The sequence below is a fragment of the Streptomyces sp. WY228 genome (assembly GCF_019287315.1).
Taxonomy (GTDB): domain Bacteria; phylum Actinomycetota; class Actinomycetes; order Streptomycetales; family Streptomycetaceae; genus Streptomyces; species Streptomyces caviscabies.
Genome location: NZ_CP079114.1, coordinates 2,023,982 through 2,042,981, shown reverse-complemented (window position 1 = coordinate 2,042,981; position 19,000 = coordinate 2,023,982). Strand labels below are relative to the sequence as shown.

At 72.6% G+C, this 19,000-nt stretch carries 19 protein-coding genes; 2 read left to right on the top strand and 17 right to left on the bottom strand.

Annotated elements, in window-relative coordinates; translation table 11 throughout:
- Positions 1-115: 115 nt before the first annotated feature.
- Both KV381_RS08760 and KV381_RS08755 read right to left on the bottom strand, forming a co-directional pair.
- Positions 116-1,663: a leucyl aminopeptidase gene (locus tag KV381_RS08760; RefSeq protein WP_030080730.1), complete on the bottom strand. Its 1,548-nt coding sequence runs from the start codon at positions 1,661-1,663 to the stop codon at positions 116-118.
- Between the two features lie 183 nt (positions 1,664-1,846).
- Positions 1,847-2,629, bottom strand: a complete 783-nt coding sequence (locus tag KV381_RS08755; RefSeq protein ID WP_218785008.1) for an adenosylcobinamide-GDP ribazoletransferase — start codon at positions 2,627-2,629, stop codon at positions 1,847-1,849.
- A gap of 89 nt (positions 2,630-2,718) precedes the next feature.
- Here KV381_RS08755 and KV381_RS08750 point away from each other — a divergent pair, with 89 nt between their 5' ends.
- Positions 2,719-3,483 carry a hypothetical protein gene (locus KV381_RS08750; RefSeq protein WP_086777977.1) on the top strand — a complete coding sequence of 255 codons (765 nt, stop codon included), beginning with the start codon at positions 2,719-2,721 and terminating at the stop codon, positions 3,481-3,483.
- Here KV381_RS08750 and KV381_RS08745 read toward each other — a convergent pair.
- From KV381_RS08745 to KV381_RS08735, 3 genes are all read right to left on the bottom strand, one after another.
- A complete protein-coding gene (locus tag KV381_RS08745) occupies positions 3,381-4,181 on the bottom strand; it encodes a hypothetical protein (protein ID WP_179889608.1) in 801 nt (266 codons plus the stop codon). The two genes, KV381_RS08750 and KV381_RS08745, sit on opposite strands and share 103 nt — an antisense overlap.
- Before the next feature lie 193 nt (positions 4,182-4,374).
- Entirely contained in the window at positions 4,375-5,493 is a 1,119-nt protein-coding gene (gene cobT / locus KV381_RS08740; RefSeq protein ID WP_030080722.1) for a nicotinate-nucleotide--dimethylbenzimidazole phosphoribosyltransferase, read from the bottom strand.
- 146 nt (positions 5,494-5,639) lie between these two features.
- Positions 5,640-6,842, bottom strand: a complete 1,203-nt coding sequence (locus KV381_RS08735) for a bifunctional adenosylcobinamide kinase/adenosylcobinamide-phosphate guanylyltransferase (RefSeq protein ID WP_218785007.1) — start codon at positions 6,840-6,842, stop codon at positions 5,640-5,642.
- Between the two features lie 79 nt (positions 6,843-6,921).
- Here KV381_RS08735 and KV381_RS08730 point away from each other — a divergent pair, with 79 nt between their 5' ends.
- Positions 6,922-7,131, top strand: a complete 210-nt coding sequence (locus tag KV381_RS08730; RefSeq protein ID WP_030080718.1) for a hypothetical protein — start codon at positions 6,922-6,924, stop codon at positions 7,129-7,131.
- A 77-nt stretch (positions 7,132-7,208) separates the two neighbouring features.
- Here KV381_RS08730 and KV381_RS08725 read toward each other — a convergent pair whose 3' ends face one another.
- The 12 genes from KV381_RS08725 to KV381_RS08670 form a co-directional block, all read right to left on the bottom strand.
- Positions 7,209-8,294, bottom strand: coding sequence for a S1C family serine protease (locus tag KV381_RS08725; RefSeq protein ID WP_218785006.1), 1,086 nt, complete (start codon positions 8,292-8,294; stop codon positions 7,209-7,211).
- Positions 8,295-8,354: 60 nt separating this feature from the next.
- Positions 8,355-9,188, bottom strand: a complete 834-nt coding sequence (locus KV381_RS08720; protein WP_086777975.1) for an NmrA family NAD(P)-binding protein — start codon at positions 9,186-9,188, stop codon at positions 8,355-8,357.
- Positions 9,189-9,246: 58 nt separating this feature from the next.
- Positions 9,247-10,392, bottom strand: coding sequence for a transposase (locus KV381_RS08715; RefSeq protein WP_086777974.1), 1,146 nt, complete (start codon positions 10,390-10,392; stop codon positions 9,247-9,249).
- 135 nt (positions 10,393-10,527) lie between these two features.
- Positions 10,528-11,760, bottom strand: a complete 1,233-nt coding sequence (locus KV381_RS08710) for an MFS transporter (RefSeq protein ID WP_050504709.1) — start codon at positions 11,758-11,760, stop codon at positions 10,528-10,530.
- A 123-nt stretch (positions 11,761-11,883) separates the two neighbouring features.
- The gene (locus KV381_RS08705; RefSeq protein WP_063755514.1) at positions 11,884-12,687 is read right to left on the bottom strand and encodes a trans-aconitate 2-methyltransferase; all 804 of its coding nucleotides are present in this window, start codon (positions 12,685-12,687) and stop codon (positions 11,884-11,886) included.
- 53 nt (positions 12,688-12,740) lie between these two features.
- Positions 12,741-13,103, bottom strand: coding sequence for a nuclear transport factor 2 family protein (locus KV381_RS08700; RefSeq protein ID WP_030622624.1), 363 nt, complete (start codon positions 13,101-13,103; stop codon positions 12,741-12,743).
- Between the two features lie 56 nt (positions 13,104-13,159).
- Positions 13,160-13,510 (bottom strand): nuclear transport factor 2 family protein, encoded by a 351-nt coding sequence (locus KV381_RS08695; RefSeq protein ID WP_030622628.1) that lies wholly within the window; start codon positions 13,508-13,510, stop codon positions 13,160-13,162.
- A 169-nt stretch (positions 13,511-13,679) separates the two neighbouring features.
- Complete coding sequence (gene phzG / locus KV381_RS08690) at positions 13,680-14,318, bottom strand: phenazine biosynthesis FMN-dependent oxidase PhzG (RefSeq protein WP_030080702.1); 639 nt, start codon at positions 14,316-14,318, stop codon at positions 13,680-13,682.
- Positions 14,319-14,383: 65 nt separating this feature from the next.
- Positions 14,384-15,259: a PhzF family phenazine biosynthesis isomerase gene (locus KV381_RS08685; protein WP_281727696.1), complete on the bottom strand. Its 876-nt coding sequence runs from the start codon at positions 15,257-15,259 to the stop codon at positions 14,384-14,386.
- The gene (locus tag KV381_RS08680) at positions 15,256-17,124 is read right to left on the bottom strand and encodes an anthranilate synthase family protein (protein ID WP_030080699.1); all 1,869 of its coding nucleotides are present in this window, start codon (positions 17,122-17,124) and stop codon (positions 15,256-15,258) included. Before KV381_RS08680 ends, KV381_RS08685 begins: the two co-directional genes overlap by 4 nt.
- On the bottom strand, positions 17,121-17,744 hold the full coding sequence (locus tag KV381_RS08675; RefSeq protein WP_030622630.1) for an isochorismatase family protein: 624 nt from the start codon (positions 17,742-17,744) through the stop codon (positions 17,121-17,123). Before KV381_RS08675 ends, KV381_RS08680 begins: the two co-directional genes overlap by 4 nt.
- A 68-nt stretch (positions 17,745-17,812) precedes the next feature.
- Entirely contained in the window at positions 17,813-18,985 is a 1,173-nt protein-coding gene (locus KV381_RS08670; protein WP_030080694.1) for a 3-deoxy-7-phosphoheptulonate synthase, read from the bottom strand.
- Positions 18,986-19,000: the final 15 nt, after the last annotated feature.

Here is a 19,000-nt window from a genome sequence, read left to right as displayed (position 1 = left end):
GAGAGCGAAACCCGGTCTCCGCTCACCGGTTCCGCCCCGGACGGTCCCGCCCGGACAACACGTACGGCCCCGGACCTATGCCCGGGGCCGTACGCGTTCATCGGCGGGATCCGGCTCAGCCGAGGTCGCCGTCGGCGGTGCGCTCGGCGAGCCGCACCAGGGTGCGGACCGCGGAGCCGGTGCCGCCCTTGGGCGTGTAGCCGTACGGCGCGCCCTCGTGGAAGGCCGGGCCGGCGATGTCCAGGTGCGCCCAGGCGATGCCCTCGCCCACGAACTCCTTCAGGAACAGACCGGCGACCAGGCCGCCGCCCATCCGCTCGCCCATGTTGGCGATGTCCGCGGTGGGGGAGTCCATGCCCTTGCGGAGGTCGGCGGGGAGCGGCATCGGCCAGGAGGCCTCGCCGACCTCCTCGGCGATCTCGTGGATCGACGTACGGAAGGCGTCGTCGTTGGCCATCACACCGAAGGTGCGGTTGCCGAGCGCCAGCACCATCGCGCCGGTCAGGGTCGCCACGTCGACGATCGCGTCCGGCTTCTCCTCCGAGGCGCGGGTCAGCGCGTCGGCCAGGACGAGCCGGCCCTCGGCGTCGGTGTTGAGGACCTCGACGGTCTTGCCGCTGTACATGCGCAGCACGTCACCGGGGCGGGTGGCGTTGCCGGAGGGCATGTTCTCGGCCAGCGCCAGCCAGCCGGTGACGTTGACCTTCAGGCCCAGGCGGGCGGCCGTGACGACGGCGGCGAACACGGCGGCGGCGCCGCTCATGTCGCACTTCATCGTCTCGTTGTGGCCGGCCGGCTTGAGCGAGATGCCGCCCGAGTCGTAGGTGATGCCCTTGCCCACCAGGGCCAGGGTCTTCTCCGCCTTCGGGTGCGTGTAGGCGAGCTTCACCAGGCGCGGGCCGTGCGTGGAGCCCTGGCCGACGCCGAGGAGGCCGCCGAAGCCGCCCTTGACGAGGGCCTTCTCGTCGAGGACCTGGACCTTGATGCCGTGCTCCTTGCCCGCGGCGGTGGCCACGGCGGCGAAGGACTCGGGGTACAGGTCGTTCGGCGGGGTGTTGATCAGGTCGCGGGCCCGGTTGATCTCCTCGACCAGCGCGAGGGCGCGCTCGACCGCGGCCTTGTAGGCCTTGTCGCGCGGCTTGGCGCCGAGCAGCGCCACCTCGGCGAGCGGCAGCTTCGGGCCGCTGTCCTTGGACTTCGCGTCCTTGGGGGCCAGCTTGTTCTCGCCGCCCTGGTAGGCGGTGAAGGCGTACGAGCCGAGGAGCGCGCCCTCGGCGACGGCGGCGGCGTCCTCGACGGAGCCGGCGGGCAGCGCGAAGCCGGCCTTCTTGGAACCGGTCAGCGCACGGGCGGCGGTGCCCGCGGCGCGGCGCAGCGCCTCGGCGTCGTACGCGTCCTCCTTGTCCGGGACCGGACCGAGACCGACCGCGACGACGACCGGGGCCTTGAGGCCGGACGCGGCGGGCAGCTTGGTCAGTTCGCCCTCGGCACCGGTGGCACCCAGGGTTTCGAGGACGGCGGCGAGCTTTCCGTCGAACGCCTTGTCCACGGCCTCGGAACCGGGCGCCAGGACCGGTCCCTTGACGCCCTTGGCGACGCCGACGACGAGTGCGTCGGCGCGCAGCGTCGCCGCACCGGCAGTGCTGAGAGTGAGAGCAGTCACGGTGGTGAAATCTCGCTTCCGTTGAGTTCGAGTTCGGTCGAGGGGTGGGCCGACCGTGCCCGGCGCATCGTAGACGCCCCGACGATGTGCCGGGAATGAGCCTACGCGCGCGGTTCCTGCTCCGTGACGGCGGCGGGCCGTTCCCCTGCCGCCGCGGCCGGGAACGCCCGGTGTGCCGCGCCGTCAGGTACCGAGGGTCAGCACCACCAGCGCCGCCGTCGCCGCGGTCTCCTCGACGCCCCCGAAGACGTCCCCGGTGACCCCGCCGAACCGCCGTACGCAGTGCCGCAGCAGCAGTTCGGCGGCGGCGAGCGCGCCGACCACCGCCAGCGCGTGGCGCAGCGCCGCGTACGGGCCCAGCAGCGCGCCCGCCGCCGCGCACAGCGCCACCGTCACCACCACCGCGAGCAGTGCCCGCCCGGCCGGGACCGTGGCGGCCACCGTCGCCCCGAGCCCCTCCGGCCGGGCCGCCGGGACACCCTGACGGGACGCCAGGGTCATGGCGAGCCGGGCGGCGACGGCCGCGACGACGGCCCCGAGCGCCCCGTGCGCCCAGCCCTGCCCGTACAGCTCGAAGAGGACCGCGACCTGGGCCAGCAGCACCAGCAGCAGCGTGATGACACCGAACGGCCCAATGTCGGACTGCTTCATGATCCGCAGCGCGTCCTCGGCCGGCTTCCCGCTGCCGAGGCCGTCCGCCGTGTCCGCCAGGCCGTCCAGATGCAGCCCCCGGGTGAGCGCGGCCGGCACCGCCACGGACGCCACCGCCGCGAGCAGCGGCCCCGGGCCGGCCAGCAGCGACAGCGAGCCGAGGGCGGCGGCGAGCAGCCCCACGACGAGTCCGGCGAGCGGGGCGCAGAGCATCCCGGCGCGGGCGGTCGCGCGGTCCCAGCGGGTCACGCGGACGGGGAGCACGGTCAGGGTGCCGAAGGCGAAACGCAGCCCGTGGCTGTTCAGGGAGGTCACCGCGGGCAGGCTAGCCGCCGGCGCCCACCGATAGATTGGCCGAAACACGGCAAAGAGCTGCGAAACCGGATGTATCGGGAGTGGGTGGCATGGGTCACTGGTGGCACGACAACATCACGGAGCCGGGCAAGCTGCCGCTGCTCCTCGCGCTGGCCGCCTTCGTCCTGACCTTCGCGATCACCCGCACCATCACCCGCATGATCCGGGCCGGGAAGGGCCCGTTCCGCAACATCACCCCGGGCGGGGTGCACATCCACCACGTGGTGCCGGGGGTCGTGCTCTCGGTGATCGGCGGGTTCGGCGCGGTGGCCAGCGGGCGGCAGGGCGTGGCCGCCGGGGTCTGCGCGGTGATCTTCGGGGTGGGGGCCGGTCTGGTGCTCGACGAGTTCGCGCTGATCCTGCATCTGGACGACGTGTACTGGACCGAGGAGGGCAGGCAGAGCGTGGAGGTGGTCGTGCTGACCGCCGCGCTGGTGCTGCTGGTCCTGGCGGGCTTCTCCCCGCTCGGCGTCGACGACGTCACCGACGAGGAGCAGCAGGGCCGCTTCGGCGTCATCACCACCTACGTGATCAACTTCTGCTTCGTCCTGATCGCCCTGTTCAAGGGCAAGACGAGGATGGCGGTGCTCGGCACCCTCGTCCCGTTCGTCGCGCTGGTCGGCGCGATCCGGCTGGCCCGCCCGACCTCGCCCTGGGCCAGGCGTTTCTACCGCCACCGCCACCGGGCCCGCTCCAGGGCGCTGCTGCGGGCCTACCACCACGACGTGCGCTGGGTCGGGCCGCGCCGGAAGTTCCAGGACCTGATCGGCGGAGCGCCGGACCGGGTCCCGCTGCCGCCTTCGCCCAGATCCTGAAGCGCCCCGGAACCGCCCGCGCCCCGGTCCCGAGCGCCGCCCCGCCGCCCGAGCCACTCCCGTACGCCGCACACCACCAGGACGGCGGCGATGGCGGCCAGATGCTCGCGGCCCGCCAGGTTGTCCTTGACCAGGACCTCCACCACCATCGCGAGAACCACCAGCGCCCCGGTGAACCAGGCGCGTTGCCGGTGGCAGACGTACACCGCGAGCCCCACGACCGCCGCCGAAGGGCCGGTGTCCACCACCTGCGCGTCCGAGGCGGGCAGTCCGGGGAACGTCCCGGGGCCGAGTGCGACGCCGATCCGGGCGTACAGCGTCCCCGCCAGCGTCGCGAGGTACGCGACGGCCAGCGTGCGCCACCGCCCCAGGCACACCTCCGCGATGCCGAACACCAGCAGGATCTGCGCCAGCGCACCCCACACCGGCAGATCGAGCGCGGGCACGAACAGCGACAGCGGCGTCCGCAGGAGGGCGAGCCAGAGCGGGTCCTCGGCCCGTACGGCACCGAGGTTCCGCACCGGCCGGTAGCCCCACGCCTGGTTCTGCACCACCTGGACGGTCGCGGTCAGCGCCACCGCGGTCAGCGTCAGCGCGAGCGCCCGCACCCACCGTCCGGCGAGCCCCCGCCGTACGGTCGCGCACAGCGGGCCCCACTCCCGTACCGCCGCCCCGCGCAGGGCCGGGAGACGGCTCATCCGCTCTTCTCGAACAGCATGGAACAGGCCCCCGGTCGGTCGTCGGTCGGTCGTCGGTCGGTACGTGGGTACGTGGCGCCGGCGCGGATGCGCGCCGGGCCGCGGTCCCTCCCGAAGACGGGCCGGGGCAGCGCGAAGTTGAGCGGCACCGGAGTGATGCCGATCTCGTCCGCGCGAGGAGGAGGGCCGGGGCTCAGACGCCGTCGAGAGCCGCGGCGTCCGACTCCGTTTCCGATGCCACCGGGGCCTCCGGCTCCTCGTCCGGGGTCTTCTCCGGCTCACGCTCCGGCAGTTCGGCGGCGAGCGCCGCCGCGGCCTGCACCAGCGGCAGGGCCAGCAGCGCGCCGCTGCCCTCGCCGACCGTCACCCCGTGGTCCAGCAGCGGGGTCAGCGCCATCCGGTCCAGCGCCTTCGTCTGCGCGGGCTCCCCGCTGACCTGGCCCGCCAGCCACCAGTCCGGCGCCCGGAACGCCGCCCGCTGCGCCACCAGCGCGCAGGCCGCCGAGACCACCCCGTCCAGGATCACCGGCATCCGGCGCACCGCGCTCTGCAGCAGGAAGCCCGTCATCGCCGCCAGGTCCGCCCCGCCGGAGGTGGCCAGCAGCTCCAGCTGGTCGCCGAGCACCGGCCGGGCCCGGCGCAGCGCGTCCCGGATCGCCGCGCACTTGCGCATCCACGCCAGGTCGTCGATGCCCGCGCCACCGCGCCCGGTCACCACGGAGGCGTCCGTTCCGCAGAGCGCGGCGACCAGGGTGGCCGCGGCCGTCGTCCCGCCCACGCTGAGGTCGCCGAGCACCACCAGATCGGTGCCGGAATCCGCCTCCTCGTCGGCGACGGCCATGCCCAGCCGGACGGCCTGCTCGGCCTCCTCGGCGCTCATCGCGTCCTCGACGTCGATCCGCCCCGAACCCCGCCGCACCCGGTGCCGCACCACGGACTCGGGCAGCAGCTCCGGATCGCAGTCCAGCGACACGTCCACGATCCGCATCGGCACCGAGAAGCGCCGCGCCAGCACCGCGACCGGGCTCGCTCCGTCGAGGGCGGAGCGCACCAGCTCGTACGCGCCTCCCGCCGGCCGGCCGGAGACGCCCAGCTCCGCCACCCCGTGGTCACCGGCGAAGAGCACCAGACGCGGCTGCTCCACGGCCCTGACCGGCACGGACTGCTGCGCGGCGCTGAGCCACTCGCCCAGCTCGTCGAGCCGCCCGAGCGCCCCCGGCGGTACGGTCAGCCGCTCGCGCCGCTCCTCGGCATCGCGCCGGACACCCCCGTCGGGGCGTTGGATCAGGTCGGAGAAGTCGTCCAGGTTCACGGAGGTCTGCCTCGCGGGTCGTCACGTCGGGTCCGGTGCGGGAACCCGGCGGCGGGCCCCCGGGGCGGGTCCGCCGGACACGCCCTGCCGGGAACAGTACCGGTCGGCCCGGGGGACGGACCGGGCTCCGCAGGGCACGGCCCGACTCACCCCCGCAGCACCAGCACCTGACCCGCCACCACCAGCAGCACCTGCTCGCACTCCGCCGCCACCGCCGCGTTCAGCCGCCCCAGCTCGTCCCGGAACCGCCGTCCCGCCGCCGTCGCCGGAACCACCCCCGACCCCACCTCGTTGGTCACCAGCACCACCGGCCGCTGGGTCCCGCGCACCGCCGCGACCAGCTCCGCGACCCGCGCCCGCAGCGCCTTCTCGCCGCCGTCGTGCCACCGCTCGTCCTCCCAGGCCGCCACCCGGTCCATCGCGTCGGTCAGCCACAGCGACAGGCAGTCGATCAGCAGCGGCGGCCCGTCCGCCCGCAGCAGCTCCGTGAGCTCGCAGGTCTCCTCGGTCCGCCAGGCGCCCGGCCTGCGCTCCCGGTGCAGTCCGACCCGGGCCGCCCACTCCGGGTCGCCGTCGCGGCGGCCGCCGGTCGCCACGTACACCACCTCCGGGAACGTCTCCAGGCGCTGCTCCGCCTCCAGCGACTTCCCCGACCGCGCGCCCCCGGTCACCAGCACCCGGCGCGGCACGTCCGGCACCGCGTGGTACTCGCCCACCACCAGCGTCGTCCCGTCCGGCACCGCCCGCGCCCCGGCCGCCGCGAGCCGCCGCTCCAGCGCCGCGCCCGGCGGGGCGTCGTGGTCCAGGTGGACCGCGATCACCTCGGTCGTCGGGCCGACCGCGCCGGCCGACCGCAGCCGGGCCACCGCGTCGGGCCGTCCGATCACATCGAGGACGACCATGTCGTAGTGCTGCTCCGCGGGCCCGTCGAGCCCCGCCGGTGCGGCCCCCGGCGGCAGGTAGAGCAGCCGCTCGCCCTCCGGCGCGGTCACCTCGTACCCGGTCCCCGGCGCGTCCATCGCCACCGCCCGCACCCGGTGCCCGCTGATCAGCGTCAGGACCTGGCCGTCCGGCACCCGGGCGGCCGGCGGCAGCAGGGCGGGCAGTTCGACGGCGGGCCCGTCGTGCGGATGGGTCAGCAGCACCTGCCGGACCGCGCTCAGCGAGTGCCCCGCACGGGCGGCCGCGAACACCGCTCCGGGGGTGAGGTCCAGCAGCAGGGCGTCGTCGACCAGCAGGGCCGTCGCGGCCCGCGCCCACGGACCGCGGGCCGAGGCGCAGACCGCGCAGGGGCAGGAGGGGCGCGGCAGCCCTTCGGGGGCTCCGGTGCCGAGCAGAGTCAGTTCCACACCTTGATCCTCCCGCGTCCCCCGGCCAGGTGCGCGCCCGGCTAGGCTGCGGAGCAGCAACGCGACCCGGGAGGCTGGCATGGCGTGGACGTGGCGGTTCGAGAAGTCCGACGGTACGGAGACGGAGCCGGCGTTGCAGCCGGAGGAGTTCACCACCCAGGGCGACGCGGAGTCCTGGATCGGTGAGTACTGGAAAGAGCTCCTGGAGGGCGGCGCCGCACAGGTGACGCTCTTCGAGGACACCACCAAGATCTACGGCCCGATGAGCCTGCAGGCCGACAGCGCCTGACGCCCGGCCCACGGGAAGGGGCGGTACGGGAACCCCGTACCGCCCCTGTCTTCATGCTCTTCGGGCTCTTCAGGGGATCAGATCTCCCCGAGCGTGACCTCCGCCGTCCGGCTGTCGCCGTCGCGGGTGTACGTCACCGTCACCTTCTGGCCCGGCCTGTCACCCGCCAGCGCCTCCGAGAGCGAGGTGATCGTGGTGACCGCGGTGTCCCCGATCTTCGTGATCGTGTCGCCGGGCTCCAGCCCCGCCTTGTCCGCGGCCCCGCCCCGGTCCACGCTGACCAGCGCCACCCCGGCCGGGCGGTAGTTGTCGTCGACGACCGTGCGGCCGGTGATGTTCAGCGCGGCCCGGCCCGAGTCGGTGACCTTGCCGTCCTTGATGATCTGGTCGGCGACCGTCTTCACCATGGAGACGGGGATCGCGAAGCCGATGCCCGGCGCCGCGCTGTCGCCCATCTGCGGATCGGTCGCCGCGAGGGTCGGAATGCCGATCACCTGGCTGTCCAGATTGACCAGCGCCCCACCGCTGTTGCCCGGATTGATCGCCGCGGACGTCTGCACCATGTTGGCGATCGTCGCCCCCGTGCCACCGCCCGCCCGGCTCTCGCTCACGGTCCGGCCGAGCGCCGAGACGATGCCCTGGGTGACGCTGCTGGACAGGCCGAGCGGCGAGCCCATCGCCAGCACGATCTGGCCCACCTCGACCTTCTCCGCGTCGCCGAACTTCGCGGGCTTCAGCCCGTCCGGCACATCGTCGAGCTTGATCACGGCCAGGTCCTGCTCCGGGTAGGAGGAGACCAGCGAGGCGTTCAGCACCGCCTCCCCGGTGGCCACGCTGACCTTGAACTTCTTCTCGTCGCCGACCACATGGGCATTGGTGACGATGTGTCCCCGGTCGTCGTAGACGACCCCGGAACCGAGGCTGTCCGAGGCGTCGATCTGCACCACCGACGGCAGCACGTCGTTGATGACGGCCTGGTAGGCGTCCTGCAGATCGTCGGGGGCGCGCTTGACCGCACCCTGTGCCGTGCCCGAGGCGGGGGCCTCGGGCGCCGGGGCCGGAGCCGTACCGGAGCAGCCACCCGTCAGGGCGAGGGCGCAGACGGCGGCGGACAGGGGGATCAGCAGCCTGCGCGCCCGGCTGCGGGAGGGGGATGCGTCCATATCCGGAGTCTGGCGGCCGGCCCGTTCGGGTGCCCGTGCTGATGGGCCGAACGGGCCCGCTCAGCGGAAGTCGTCGGCGTGGTCCCGCGCCCAGGAACGGAAGGTGCGCGCGGGCCGGCCGAGCAGGCGCGGCACCGTGTCGGTGACGCGTTCGGGTACGTCCACGAAACCGGCCCACGCCTTCAGCCTGGCGTCCACGAAGCCGCTGTCGCCCCAGGCCTCCGTGAGCTGCCGACGGGCGGTCTCCACCGGCAGCTCCTCCCAGCGCACCTCGCGCCCGATCGCCTCGCCGATGATCCGGACCTGATCGGTGTGGGTGATCGCCTCCGGGCCGGTGAGCAGGTACGCGGATCCGCCGTGGCCCTCGGAGGTGAGCGCCTCGACCGCCACGTCCGCGATGTCCCGCTCATGGATCAGGGACCGGGCCGCGCCTCCGTAGGGCAGGCGTACGACGCCCTGTCGGATCTGGCCGGCCCAGCCCAGGGTGTTCGTCGCGAAGTCGATGGCCCGCAGGAAGGTCCACTCGGCTCCGGACCTGCGGATCAGCCGCTCGATCTCCTGGTGGTAGGAGGTGGCGGGCTCACCGTCGGCGAGGTCGGTGACATCGGTGGAGAGGTAGACCACGTGCCGGTCCGGTCCGGCCACCGCCTCCACGGTCTTGGGCTCCACCGGAAGGCCCGGCCACATCAGGAAGACCCCGCGCACCCCGCGCAGCGCGGCCTCCAGCGTCTCCGGAGCCGTGAGGTCGCCGGTCACGGCCTCCACGCCGTGCGGCAGTGCGGCCCGGTCCGGATCGCGGACCAGCGCACGCACCGGAACCCCCTTCGCCGCCAGGGAGGACACCACGTGCCCGCCCACTTTGCCCGTCGCACCGGTCACCAGAATCGTGTTCATACCGGGTACAACTTCCCCGGCCCTTGAAGGACACCGGTCCGTCGTCACTGGTCCGTCGTCACCGGCCTGCCGGTCCGCGGCCGCCCGTGAGCTCCGTCAGACGTACCGCGCAGTGCGCCACGGACACCAGCGTCGTGTGCCGGTGCCAGCCCGCGAAGGTCCGTCCGGTGAAGTCCCTGATGCCCAGGCGGCCGGTGACGTGCTCCAGGCCGTGATCGGCCGCCCGGGTCAGAGCGGTGAGAGCGGTCAGCCGCGAGACAGGTGTGTCGGCCATGTCGGTCAGCCACGGCCCGTCATCCGTGCCGTCCCCGCCCAGGAGCAGCAGATCGTCCGCACCCGGCAGGCTGTCCGGACGGGCCGCGCGCAGGGCCGAGCGCACCCGTACGGCGGGACCCGGAGCGTCGGCGGAGGCGAGACCACGGGCCGTCGCCAGGAGCCGGCGGGCGGAGGCCGGCCGGGCCGGGGCCCGGCCGGGGTTCCGGCCGACCACCGCGAGGGGGACGCCGCGGCCCGCCCGCACCAGGAAGGGCAGGCCCGCGGAGCGCAGCTGCTGGATCACACCGATCGCCTCCGCCTCGTCCACGGCGGCCACCACCGGGCGCACCGGCCGGTCCGCGGCCACCTCCAGACAGGCCCGTACCGCGCACTCACCGGGGGTCTCGGCGCGTACGGACGGCGGAATCGAACCGCGGTCGCGGAGCTCGGGGTCGTCGGCCCACGTACGCGGCAGCAGAAGGCGCCAGTTCAGCGGATGGCAGGTGTCGCCGGTGGCGGACCACAGCCCCACGGCGTACTGGACGTTGACCATCCGGCCCTGGTCGGGCGCGTAGCGCCGGTGGACCCCGACGGAGCCGTTGCCGTCCTTCGGCACGACCACCGGACGCAGCACCCAGGCGTCCGGGGCCGCCGCTTCGTCCATCACCGTGCTCAGCGCTCGGCGTACCGGCGCCCAGTCCCAGGTCGAGCAGCTGACGAAATGGTGCAGCCGCTGTTCGAGCGTGGTGCCGCCGCCCAGCCCCCGGGCCATGTTCCGGAAGGTCTTCCGGCCTTCGGTGGTGAGGAGGGCACGGACGTATCCATGGGCCCTCTCCCGCTGGTCGCTGCGCGGCAGCGAGGCGAACACGGTGGCGCAGAGATCCGCGAGGACCGGGGCGTCGACGCTGATCGGCCGGTGCGGTGGGCCGGTTGGCAGGACGTTGTCCATGATTCCCCCGTCGGTCGGCGATGGCCCGCTGTCGGTCCGGGCGGTCCGGAGGGCCGCGGCGCGCGCGGACTCCGGGCCCGCCGGTGGCCGCCCACCGCGCGGAACGCGGCGGACGGCCACCCGTGGGCACTCCGGTCAGGCGGTGGCGGGCTCCGCCGCCCGCGCCTTGAAGGCGCCCGCGCCGCCGAAGACCACCGCGGCGAGGAGCAGGCAGAGCACGGTGAACCCGGCCACCCCGTAGAAGCCTTCGAACTCGGTCAGCAGGACGCCGCCGACGAATCCGCCGATGGTCGTGCCGACGTACAGCGCCGTGGTCGCCAGCGAGGAGACCGTGCCCCTCGCCGCCGTGGTCTGCGACAGCAGCATGGCCATGAAGATGGGGTAGTTGATGCCGAGCATCGCGGAGCCGAGGGCCAGCAGGGTGATGGCGACGGCGAGGTTCGGCGCGAACGGAACGGCGCCGTACAGCACGACGAGCGCGACGAACGTGCAGGCGAGTGTGCGCGGTTCGCCGAGCCGCTTGATGACATGGCTGCCGAACACCGAGGTCAGCGCCATGCCGACGCCGAGCGCCATCATGGCGGCGCCGATGGCGCTCACGCCGAGTCCGAAGTCGCGCGAGAGCCAGGAGCCGATGAAGGAGATGGTCTCGAAGACCCCGGTCTGGTAGGCGAGATAGCCCACCAGGTACCAGGTGAAGATACGGGAGCGGAAGAGCCCCGCGTAGGTCGCGAAGAAGCCGGTCCGCTCGGTGGCGGGGGTGGCCTGGACCGAGGGGAAGACCCGGAAGAGGACGAGCCAGGCCACCGCGGAGAGGCCGGCCACCGCGAAGAACGGGACGTGCCAGGAGCTGGCGGCGAGCCAGCCGCCGAGCGGAACGCCCACGACCTGGGAGATCGACATTCCGGCGCCGGCGAAGCCCATGGTCTTGACCACCGCGTTCCCGGGGACCAGTACGGGGATCGACGCCCAGATCTGCGGAGTGACGAGCGCGGCCGACATCCCGGCCAGCACCCGGAAGAGGATCATGCTCCAGAAGCCCTGGGCCACCCCGCACAGCGCGGTCGCCGCGGCGAAGCCGGCGAAGCCGAGGAGCAGCACGCTGCGGCGGTCGCGGCCGTCCGAGAGCGGGCCCGCCACGAGGGCGAACAGGGCGAAGCCGAGGGCGTACGCACTGACCATCCAGCCGGAGACGCTGGTGGTCACGCCGAACTCGTCGGACAGCGTCGGGAGCATCGGCGCCACCAGGAAGGTGTCGGTTCCGATGACGAACATGGTGACGAAGGACAGCCAGGCGATCACCGTGCTGGACGGCTTTCGCTCAGGAGGAGCCGTGGTCGGCTGGGTGTTGGACTGCGTTGAACTCATGGAGGGGCACCGCCGTTGTCGCTGGGGTTTCGAGGTGCTCGGCCGCCGGCCGGCACCGTGGGGACGGAGGGGAGGGGAGCGGGGGAGGAGCCGGGAGGAGAGGGGCGGGGAGGGGAGGCGCGGTCAGGCGGCGGGTTTGCGGGCCCAGGCGGAGTAGACGTACGTGGAGACGTCGGGCGCCGGGTGGCTCTCCACCAGTTCGCGTGCCGCCTCGACCTGCTGCCCGGTGGCGAGGCCCGCGTCGACCAGGCTCGGCCCGCTCTGCACCATGCGGATGCGCAGCAGTTCGTCCTGGACGGCGTCGAGGCCGAGGCCGCCGGGCGTGACGGAGACACCGACCTCGTCGAGTCCGGCGGCGGCCAGCGCGGCAGGGAGTCGGCGTGCCCATGACAGGTCGATACCCTGTGCCGCCAGCGCGGCCAGCCAGGCGCCGTTGATCTGCTGCCACGCGGGATACGGCGAGTCGGCCGCGGGAAGGAAGTGCACGTCCTCCAGGACGATCCGCCCGCCGGGAGCCAGCCACCGGACGGCACGGCGGAGGATCGCCTCCCGGTCCGGCAGATGCATGAACACCGCGCGCGCGTGGATGAGATGGAACGAGCCGGCCGGGAAGTCCTCGTCGGCGATGTCGGTGGCCGACACCGTCAGTTGGGGCGCGTACTCGGCGTCGACGTACCGCGGGTCGATGTCGAGCGCGAGGACCCGCCCGTCCGGCACCCGGTCGGCCAGCCAGTAGGCGATGGAACCGGCCCCGGCCCCGATCTCCAGGCAGTGCCAGGAGGGTTCGACGCCGATCCGGTCCAGGATCGCCGTGGTGCCGGGGTCGTACACCTTCTCCAGCAGACGCAGCCGGTCGATCTCGGTCGGCAGATCCTTGCTCAGCAGCCCCGTGGCATAACCGTCGGCCGTCGCGGTGTCCGCGCTCATCGCGTGTCGTCCTTTCCGTGGTGACCGCCCGTCATGAAGAACGGATTCGGGAATCATTCGTCGAAGTATCCGGACGAGTGCAGAATGCGCAGCCACGTTCCGTCGGGCTGCCTCCTGGCCACCTGATAACGGCCGCGGCTGCGGTCCGCCGGACTCGTGGACGTGAGCGCGATATCGCCCGTCCGCAGGGTCGGAAGCGTCTCCTCCGACTCGAAATGCGTGTAGTGCTGCAACATGTGCGCGAAAGCCGTCCGAATGGCGTCCCTGCCCACGTGCTCCACGCCCATCGGGAACACCATGACGGCGTCCTTCTCGTAGAGCGCGGCCAGTCCGTCGGCGTCTCCCGCGTTGGCGCGGTCCACCCAGAGACGGGCCAGGTCCTCGGGTGTCGCGGCGTGCTCATATGCGGTGGTCATGGCTGTCGAACCTCTCTTCTCGACTGGTGTGCGGATCGGACGGAGGCCGTCCCGCGTCAGATGGAGGCCATCTCGCGCGCGTCGTAGACCGCGCGGATCGAGGTGATCCTGCCGTCCTCGACATGCAGCCAGTTGGCGACCTTGTTGGGCGAGGCGACGGACGTGTGCACGGTGAAGAAGGTCACCACGTCGGCGTCGGAGACGAAGGACCTCTCCACGACCAGATCGGTCATGACGCCGCCGAGCCGGGCGAGCGTGTCACGGCACTCGTCGGCATTGTCGATTTCCGCCAGCGGGCCCGAATAGCTGAATGTCCCGTCGGACAGAAGCAGTCTCAGGTCATCGAATCGCTTGCTCCGCCAGGCGTTGAAATAGGCGACTGCTACATCGCGCGGTTCCGCTGTCACACCGTCCTCGTTTTCTCTCCGTCCGATGGCTTGCAGAGAAATTGTGCGGGCCCCGGGGCGGCGGAGCGATGGCGGGCGCGGAACTATGTCAAGTCGCCGGGGCGGGCACGCCGATGGCGCGGCGGGCCCGTCGGCCGCCGCGCCATCGGCTGTGCTGTTCCGGCCGGTCTCAGGGCTGGAGACGCCGCACCGACCAGCCGTCGCCTTCACGGTCGTAGCGCAGCCGCTGGTGCAGCCGGTCCTCGCCGTTGGCCCAGAACTCCACGCCGTCGAAGCGCAGCAGATAGGCCACATAGCTCTGCGGGCGCGGCAGTACACCGCCGATCTCGGCCATCCGGTCGATCTCCGCGCGGATCGCCGCGAGGTCCACCAGCTCCTCGCTCTGCCGCGACACCACCGACGCCGGATACGTGAACAGGGGCCGGCTGAGCCACTTCTCCTCGGCCTGCTCCCGGCCGAGGAGCTCCACCGCACCGCTGACGTTGATCTGCTGACTGGTCTCGCGCCAGTACAGCGTGCCGGAGGCCCACGGATTCTCCGTCAGCTCCCGGCCCTTCTGACTGCCGAGATGCGTCGCGAAGACGATCCCCTCGTCGGTGATCTCGTTGACCGCCACGATCCGGCTCGACGGCCGGCCCCGCCGGTCCGCCGTGGCCAGGGCCAGCGCCTTCGGTTCGCGTACGCCGGTCCGCAGCGCGGTCTCGTACCACTGCCGGAACAGCCCGGCCGGACCGGCCGGCGGGTGGTGGTACTCGGGGAACGGGATCTCGACGGAACCGGTGAGGGTTTCCGACCTGCCTCCGGCCATGACGGCCTCCTTCTTCGACTGACGTACGGGGATGTGCGGGCCCGGAACGAGGGGCTGAGGGTGTGTCAGACCAGGGCTGTGCCACGGGAGAAGAGCGCTCCGGACCCGCCGACCTCGATGCTGTGGAAGCCCTCGGCGGAGCCCTCCGCCCGCGCGAGCATCAGAGAGGGGCGGCCCATCTCCACACCTTGCAGGATCTCGATCGGCTGTCCGTACGGGATCTGTCCGTGCCGGGCCAGATGGATGGCGAGCGGTCCGGCCGCCGATCCGGTGGCGGCGTCCTCGACGACGCCGTACGCCGGGGAGAACATCCGGCTGCGCCACCGCGTGCCCGACCCGGCGAAACAGTTGGTGGCCATGTCCGGGAACCGGGAGAGCGCACGGTGGTCCGGGTGTGCCTCGGACAGGGCCCGGATGTCGGGAAAGCCGACGAACACGTGGCGCGGGCCGTTGCGGTAGATCTCCACCGGCAGGGTGGAACTCTTCACGCCGATGGCCTCCAGCAGTTCGTCGGCGCGCTCGAACGGCTCCCAGGTGGGCACCGGCTGACGCATCCGCGCGGCCACCACCCGGCCCTCCGCACGGTCCAGTTCGAACGGCACGGTGCCCATCGCGGTCTCCAGCAGCAGCCGGTCCTGCCGGGTCCTGGCGCCGAGCGCGATGGCGGTGCCGAGCATCGGATGGCCGGCGAAGGGGAGTTCGTTCACCGGGGTGAAGATCCGGATCCGGGCGTCGCCGCCCTGCTCGGCGGAGAGCACAAAGGTGGTCTCCGAGAGGTTCATCTCCCGGGCGATGCTCTGCATGCGCTCCGCGGACAGGTCGTCGGCGTCGAGGAACACCGCCACCGGGTTGCCGCGGAGGGGCTCCTCCGCGAAAGCGTCCACGACCACGTACGTGTGCATCTGGCTGTCCTCCTGGTGGTTGTCGAGCGGGACGTTCACGGCAGCAGGACGTCGCGCACCAGGGAGCCGACGATGCGCGGCCCGTCCTGGGTGAGCACCGACTCGGCGTGGAACTGCATGGACGCGAAGTGCGGACCGCGCAGGGCGTGGACCTCACCGGAGCGCGGATCGCGGCAGACCTCCACGAGCCCGGTCCCGTCCACCTCCTTCTTGTCCGCCGTGCTGACCGCCGCGAACGTGTTGTAGAAACCGACGTTCTCCGTCCGGCCGAACAGATCGATCTCCCGCTGCACCCCCTGGTTCGGCATGTCTCTGCGCCGTAGTTCGAAACCGAGCCGCCGGCTGAGCACCTGATGGCTGAGGCAGACCGCGAGAAAGGGGCGGCGGTCCCGCAGCAGGCCGCCCACGGCGTCGTGCAGATGGCGGATCTTGGGATGCCCGGCGGCTCCCGGGTCTCCGGGGCCCGGCCCCATGACCACCAGGTCGTACGCGTCCGGCCGGTACTCCTCGTCGAACCGCCGTACGGTCACGGACATGCCGAGCGATCTGATCTGGCCGGCGATCATCGCGGTGAAGGTGTCCTCCGCGTCCACCACCAGCACCTCGCGCCCGGCCAGGTCGGCGACCGGGACCGACCGGCTCTGCGTCGGGTCCTGCCAGAAGCGCGCGATGTCGGTGTTGCGGCGCTCCAGAGCTGCCAGCACGGTCGGGTGGGTGGCGAAGCGGCTCGGACCGCTCTCCAGCGCCGCGATCAGACCGGCCGCCTTCGCCCGGGTCTCGGCCGCCTCCGCCACGGGATCGGAGTGGCGCACCAGGGTGGCCCCGACCCCGATCCGTACCCGTCCGGTCGCGGAGATGTCGGCGGTACGGATGACGATCGCCGAGTCCAGCGTGCGGCGCCGCCGCTCGTCACGGCCGATCAGGGCGACGACGCCGCTGTAGTAGCCGCGCCCCTCGGGCTCGTGCCGGCGGATGACACGGCAGGCGCTCTCCAGCGGGCTGCCGGTGACCGTCGGCGCGAAGAGCGTCTCGCGGAGAACCTCCCGGACGTCGCGGTCCGTGTGCCCCTCGATGAGGTACTCGGTGTGGGCGACGCGGGCCATCTCCTTGAGGTACGGGCCGACGACGCGGCCGCCGTCCGCACAGATCCGGGCCATCATCTTCAGTTCCTCGTCGACCACCATGTACAGCTCGTCGACCTCCTTGCGGTCGGCGAGGAAGTCGATGAGCCCCGGCAGTTCGGGGCCGGTCGGCGGGTAGCGGTACGTACCGCTGACGGGGTTCATCACGGCGGTGCCGCAGCCCTGGACACTGATGTGCCGCTCGGGCGACGCACCGACGAAGGTCCGGTCGCCGGTGTGCACGACGAAGGTCCAGTACGCGCCCGTCTCGCGCTCCAGCAGCCGCCGGAAGAAGGCCAGGGCGGCGCCCGGACCGTAGTCGGAGATATCGGCGACGAAGGAGCGCTTGATGACGAAGTTGGCTCCTTCGCCGGTGCCGATCGACTCCGTGACGACCCGGCGTACCGTCCGCGCGTACTCCTCGTCGTCGATGTCGAAGTGGGCGCCGGTCAGCACGGTCGGTACGTCCGGGACGGCCGCCATCACCCGCGCGAGCGGCACGCGTTCCTGACCGGTCACGGTGAGCGCGATCAGCGGTGCGCCGTCGTCCGCCGCGCTGAAGCCGCGCTCGGCGATCTGCCGGTACGGGACGACGGCCAGCACCTCGTGGCCGGGCTCCGCGTCCGGGGCCGAGGCGGGGCGCAGCGGGATGTCGGCCAGGGACGCGGGCCGGCAGACGTCGCCGACCAGGAGCTCCAGTTCGTCGGGGCCGGTCGCGCCGGGCCGGTGGAGCAGGGCGTACGGGCCCGGGTCCGGGCCGAGCACCCGGTCCAGCAGGCTCACCCGAGCACCTCCTTGGCGGTGACGACCATGGCACAGCGCTCGGCGGCGTAGCGCAGTGCCAGGTGGTGGTACTCCTCGGAGAAGTCGGCGACCGCGTCGGCCACCAGGAAGGGCCGGATGTCGTTGGTGAACGCCTCGACGGCCGACATCAGGACCCCGACGTGCGCGTAGACCCCGCACACGACGATCTGGTCCCGCCCGGCGTCCCGCATCCGCCGGAGCAGGTCGGAGCGGAAGAAGGCGCTGTAGCGCCACTTCGTGAACACCCAGTCGTCCGGCCGGGGCGCGAGTTCGTCCACCACCTCACGGTCGGCGGGCGCCGTACGCATGCCGGGGCCCCAGAAGTCCTTGAGCAGACCGCGCTGTTCCTCGTCCATGCCGCCGGGCTGAGCCGTGTACGCCACCGGCGCCCCGCGCTCCGCGAACCACTCGCGCAGCAGGACCGCGTTGCGCACCAGCGGACCGCGTACGTCGTCGGGAAAGGGCCGCAGGAAGTAGCGCTGCATGTCGTGCAGGAGCAGCACGCAGCGGTCCGGATCGACGGACCAGCGGGCCGTGTTGGCCGGCAGATCACCGGATGCCGGCAGCGGGTAGGAGTTGATACGGGGTATACCGGACACGTCCTGTGCCTCCTGGTTCTGGTTTCCGGGCTCTGGTTTCCGGGCTCCGGTTTCCGTGGGGCGGTGCGTCAGCCGTTCCAGGCCGAGACGACGCGCAGGGCCTGGGCCGGGTTCAGCCGCGGATCGCAGCGGCTGGTGTACCGCTCCGCGACGCGGCCGAGGGCCGCCTCGTCGTCCGCGCACTCGGTCACCGCGTCGGGCGTGGTCTCCAGGTGCAGCCCGCCCGCCACCCCGCCGGCCGAGACGACCGCCTCCCGGAAGGCGGCCGCCTCACGGGCCACCGTCTCCACCATCCGGGTCTTGAGGCCCCCGGGAGCCGGCACGGTGTTGCCGTGCATGGGGTCGGTCAGCCAGATCACCGGATGGCCGGCGCCCCGCACCGCGTGGACGAGGGCGGGCAGCCGGTCGGCGACCGTGTCGGCGCCCATCCGGGCGATCAGCGTGAGCCGGCCCGGCTCCCGGGAGGGATCGAGCCGTTCGCACAGGGCCCGCAGCTCGTCGGGGGTCATCGACGGGCCCACCTTGCAGGCGACCGGATTGAACACCTTGGAGAGCAGTTCCACGTGTACGGAGTCGAGCTGCCGGGTCCGCTCGCCGATCCAGGGCAGATGGGTGGAGCTGAGGTACAGACCGCCGTGCTCGTCCTGGCGCAGCATCGGGATCTCGTAGTCGAGCAGCAGCGCCTCGTGGCTCGTCCAGACCGGCGCCTCGATGCCGCTGCCGTCGGTGCGGCCCTTCCAGCCCAGATGCTCCACGATGTCGTTGGCCGCCATGTATCCGGCGAGGATCCGCAGCGGGTCGGGACGGCGGCTCTCCGGGGAGGGCTCCGGACCGTTCACCATGTCTCCCCGGTACGAGGGGAGTTCGAGGCCGTCGACGATCTCGGTGGGCCGGGACCGCGGCTTGGCGAACTGGCCCCCGATCCGGCCCACCCTGATCACCGGCAGATGGGTCGCCATGCGCAGCGAACCCGCGAGCAGGTCCAGGACGGCCGTCTTGCGCGAGACATAGCCGGTGGTGTGTTCGTCCACGTCCTCGGCACAGTCGCCCGCCTGGACCACCATGGCCTCGCCGGCCGCGGCCCTGGCCAGGAGTGAGCGCAGCGTCCGGATGTCCTGGGCCCGTACGAGCGGCGGGCGTGCCTCCAGGGTCTCCCGCACCCGCCGGAGCTGCTGCAGATCGCCCCACTCCGGCTGTTGCAGGGCGGCACCGCTCTCGATGCCGTGCAGTGCGTTGTTCATTCCGCTCTCCTGTCC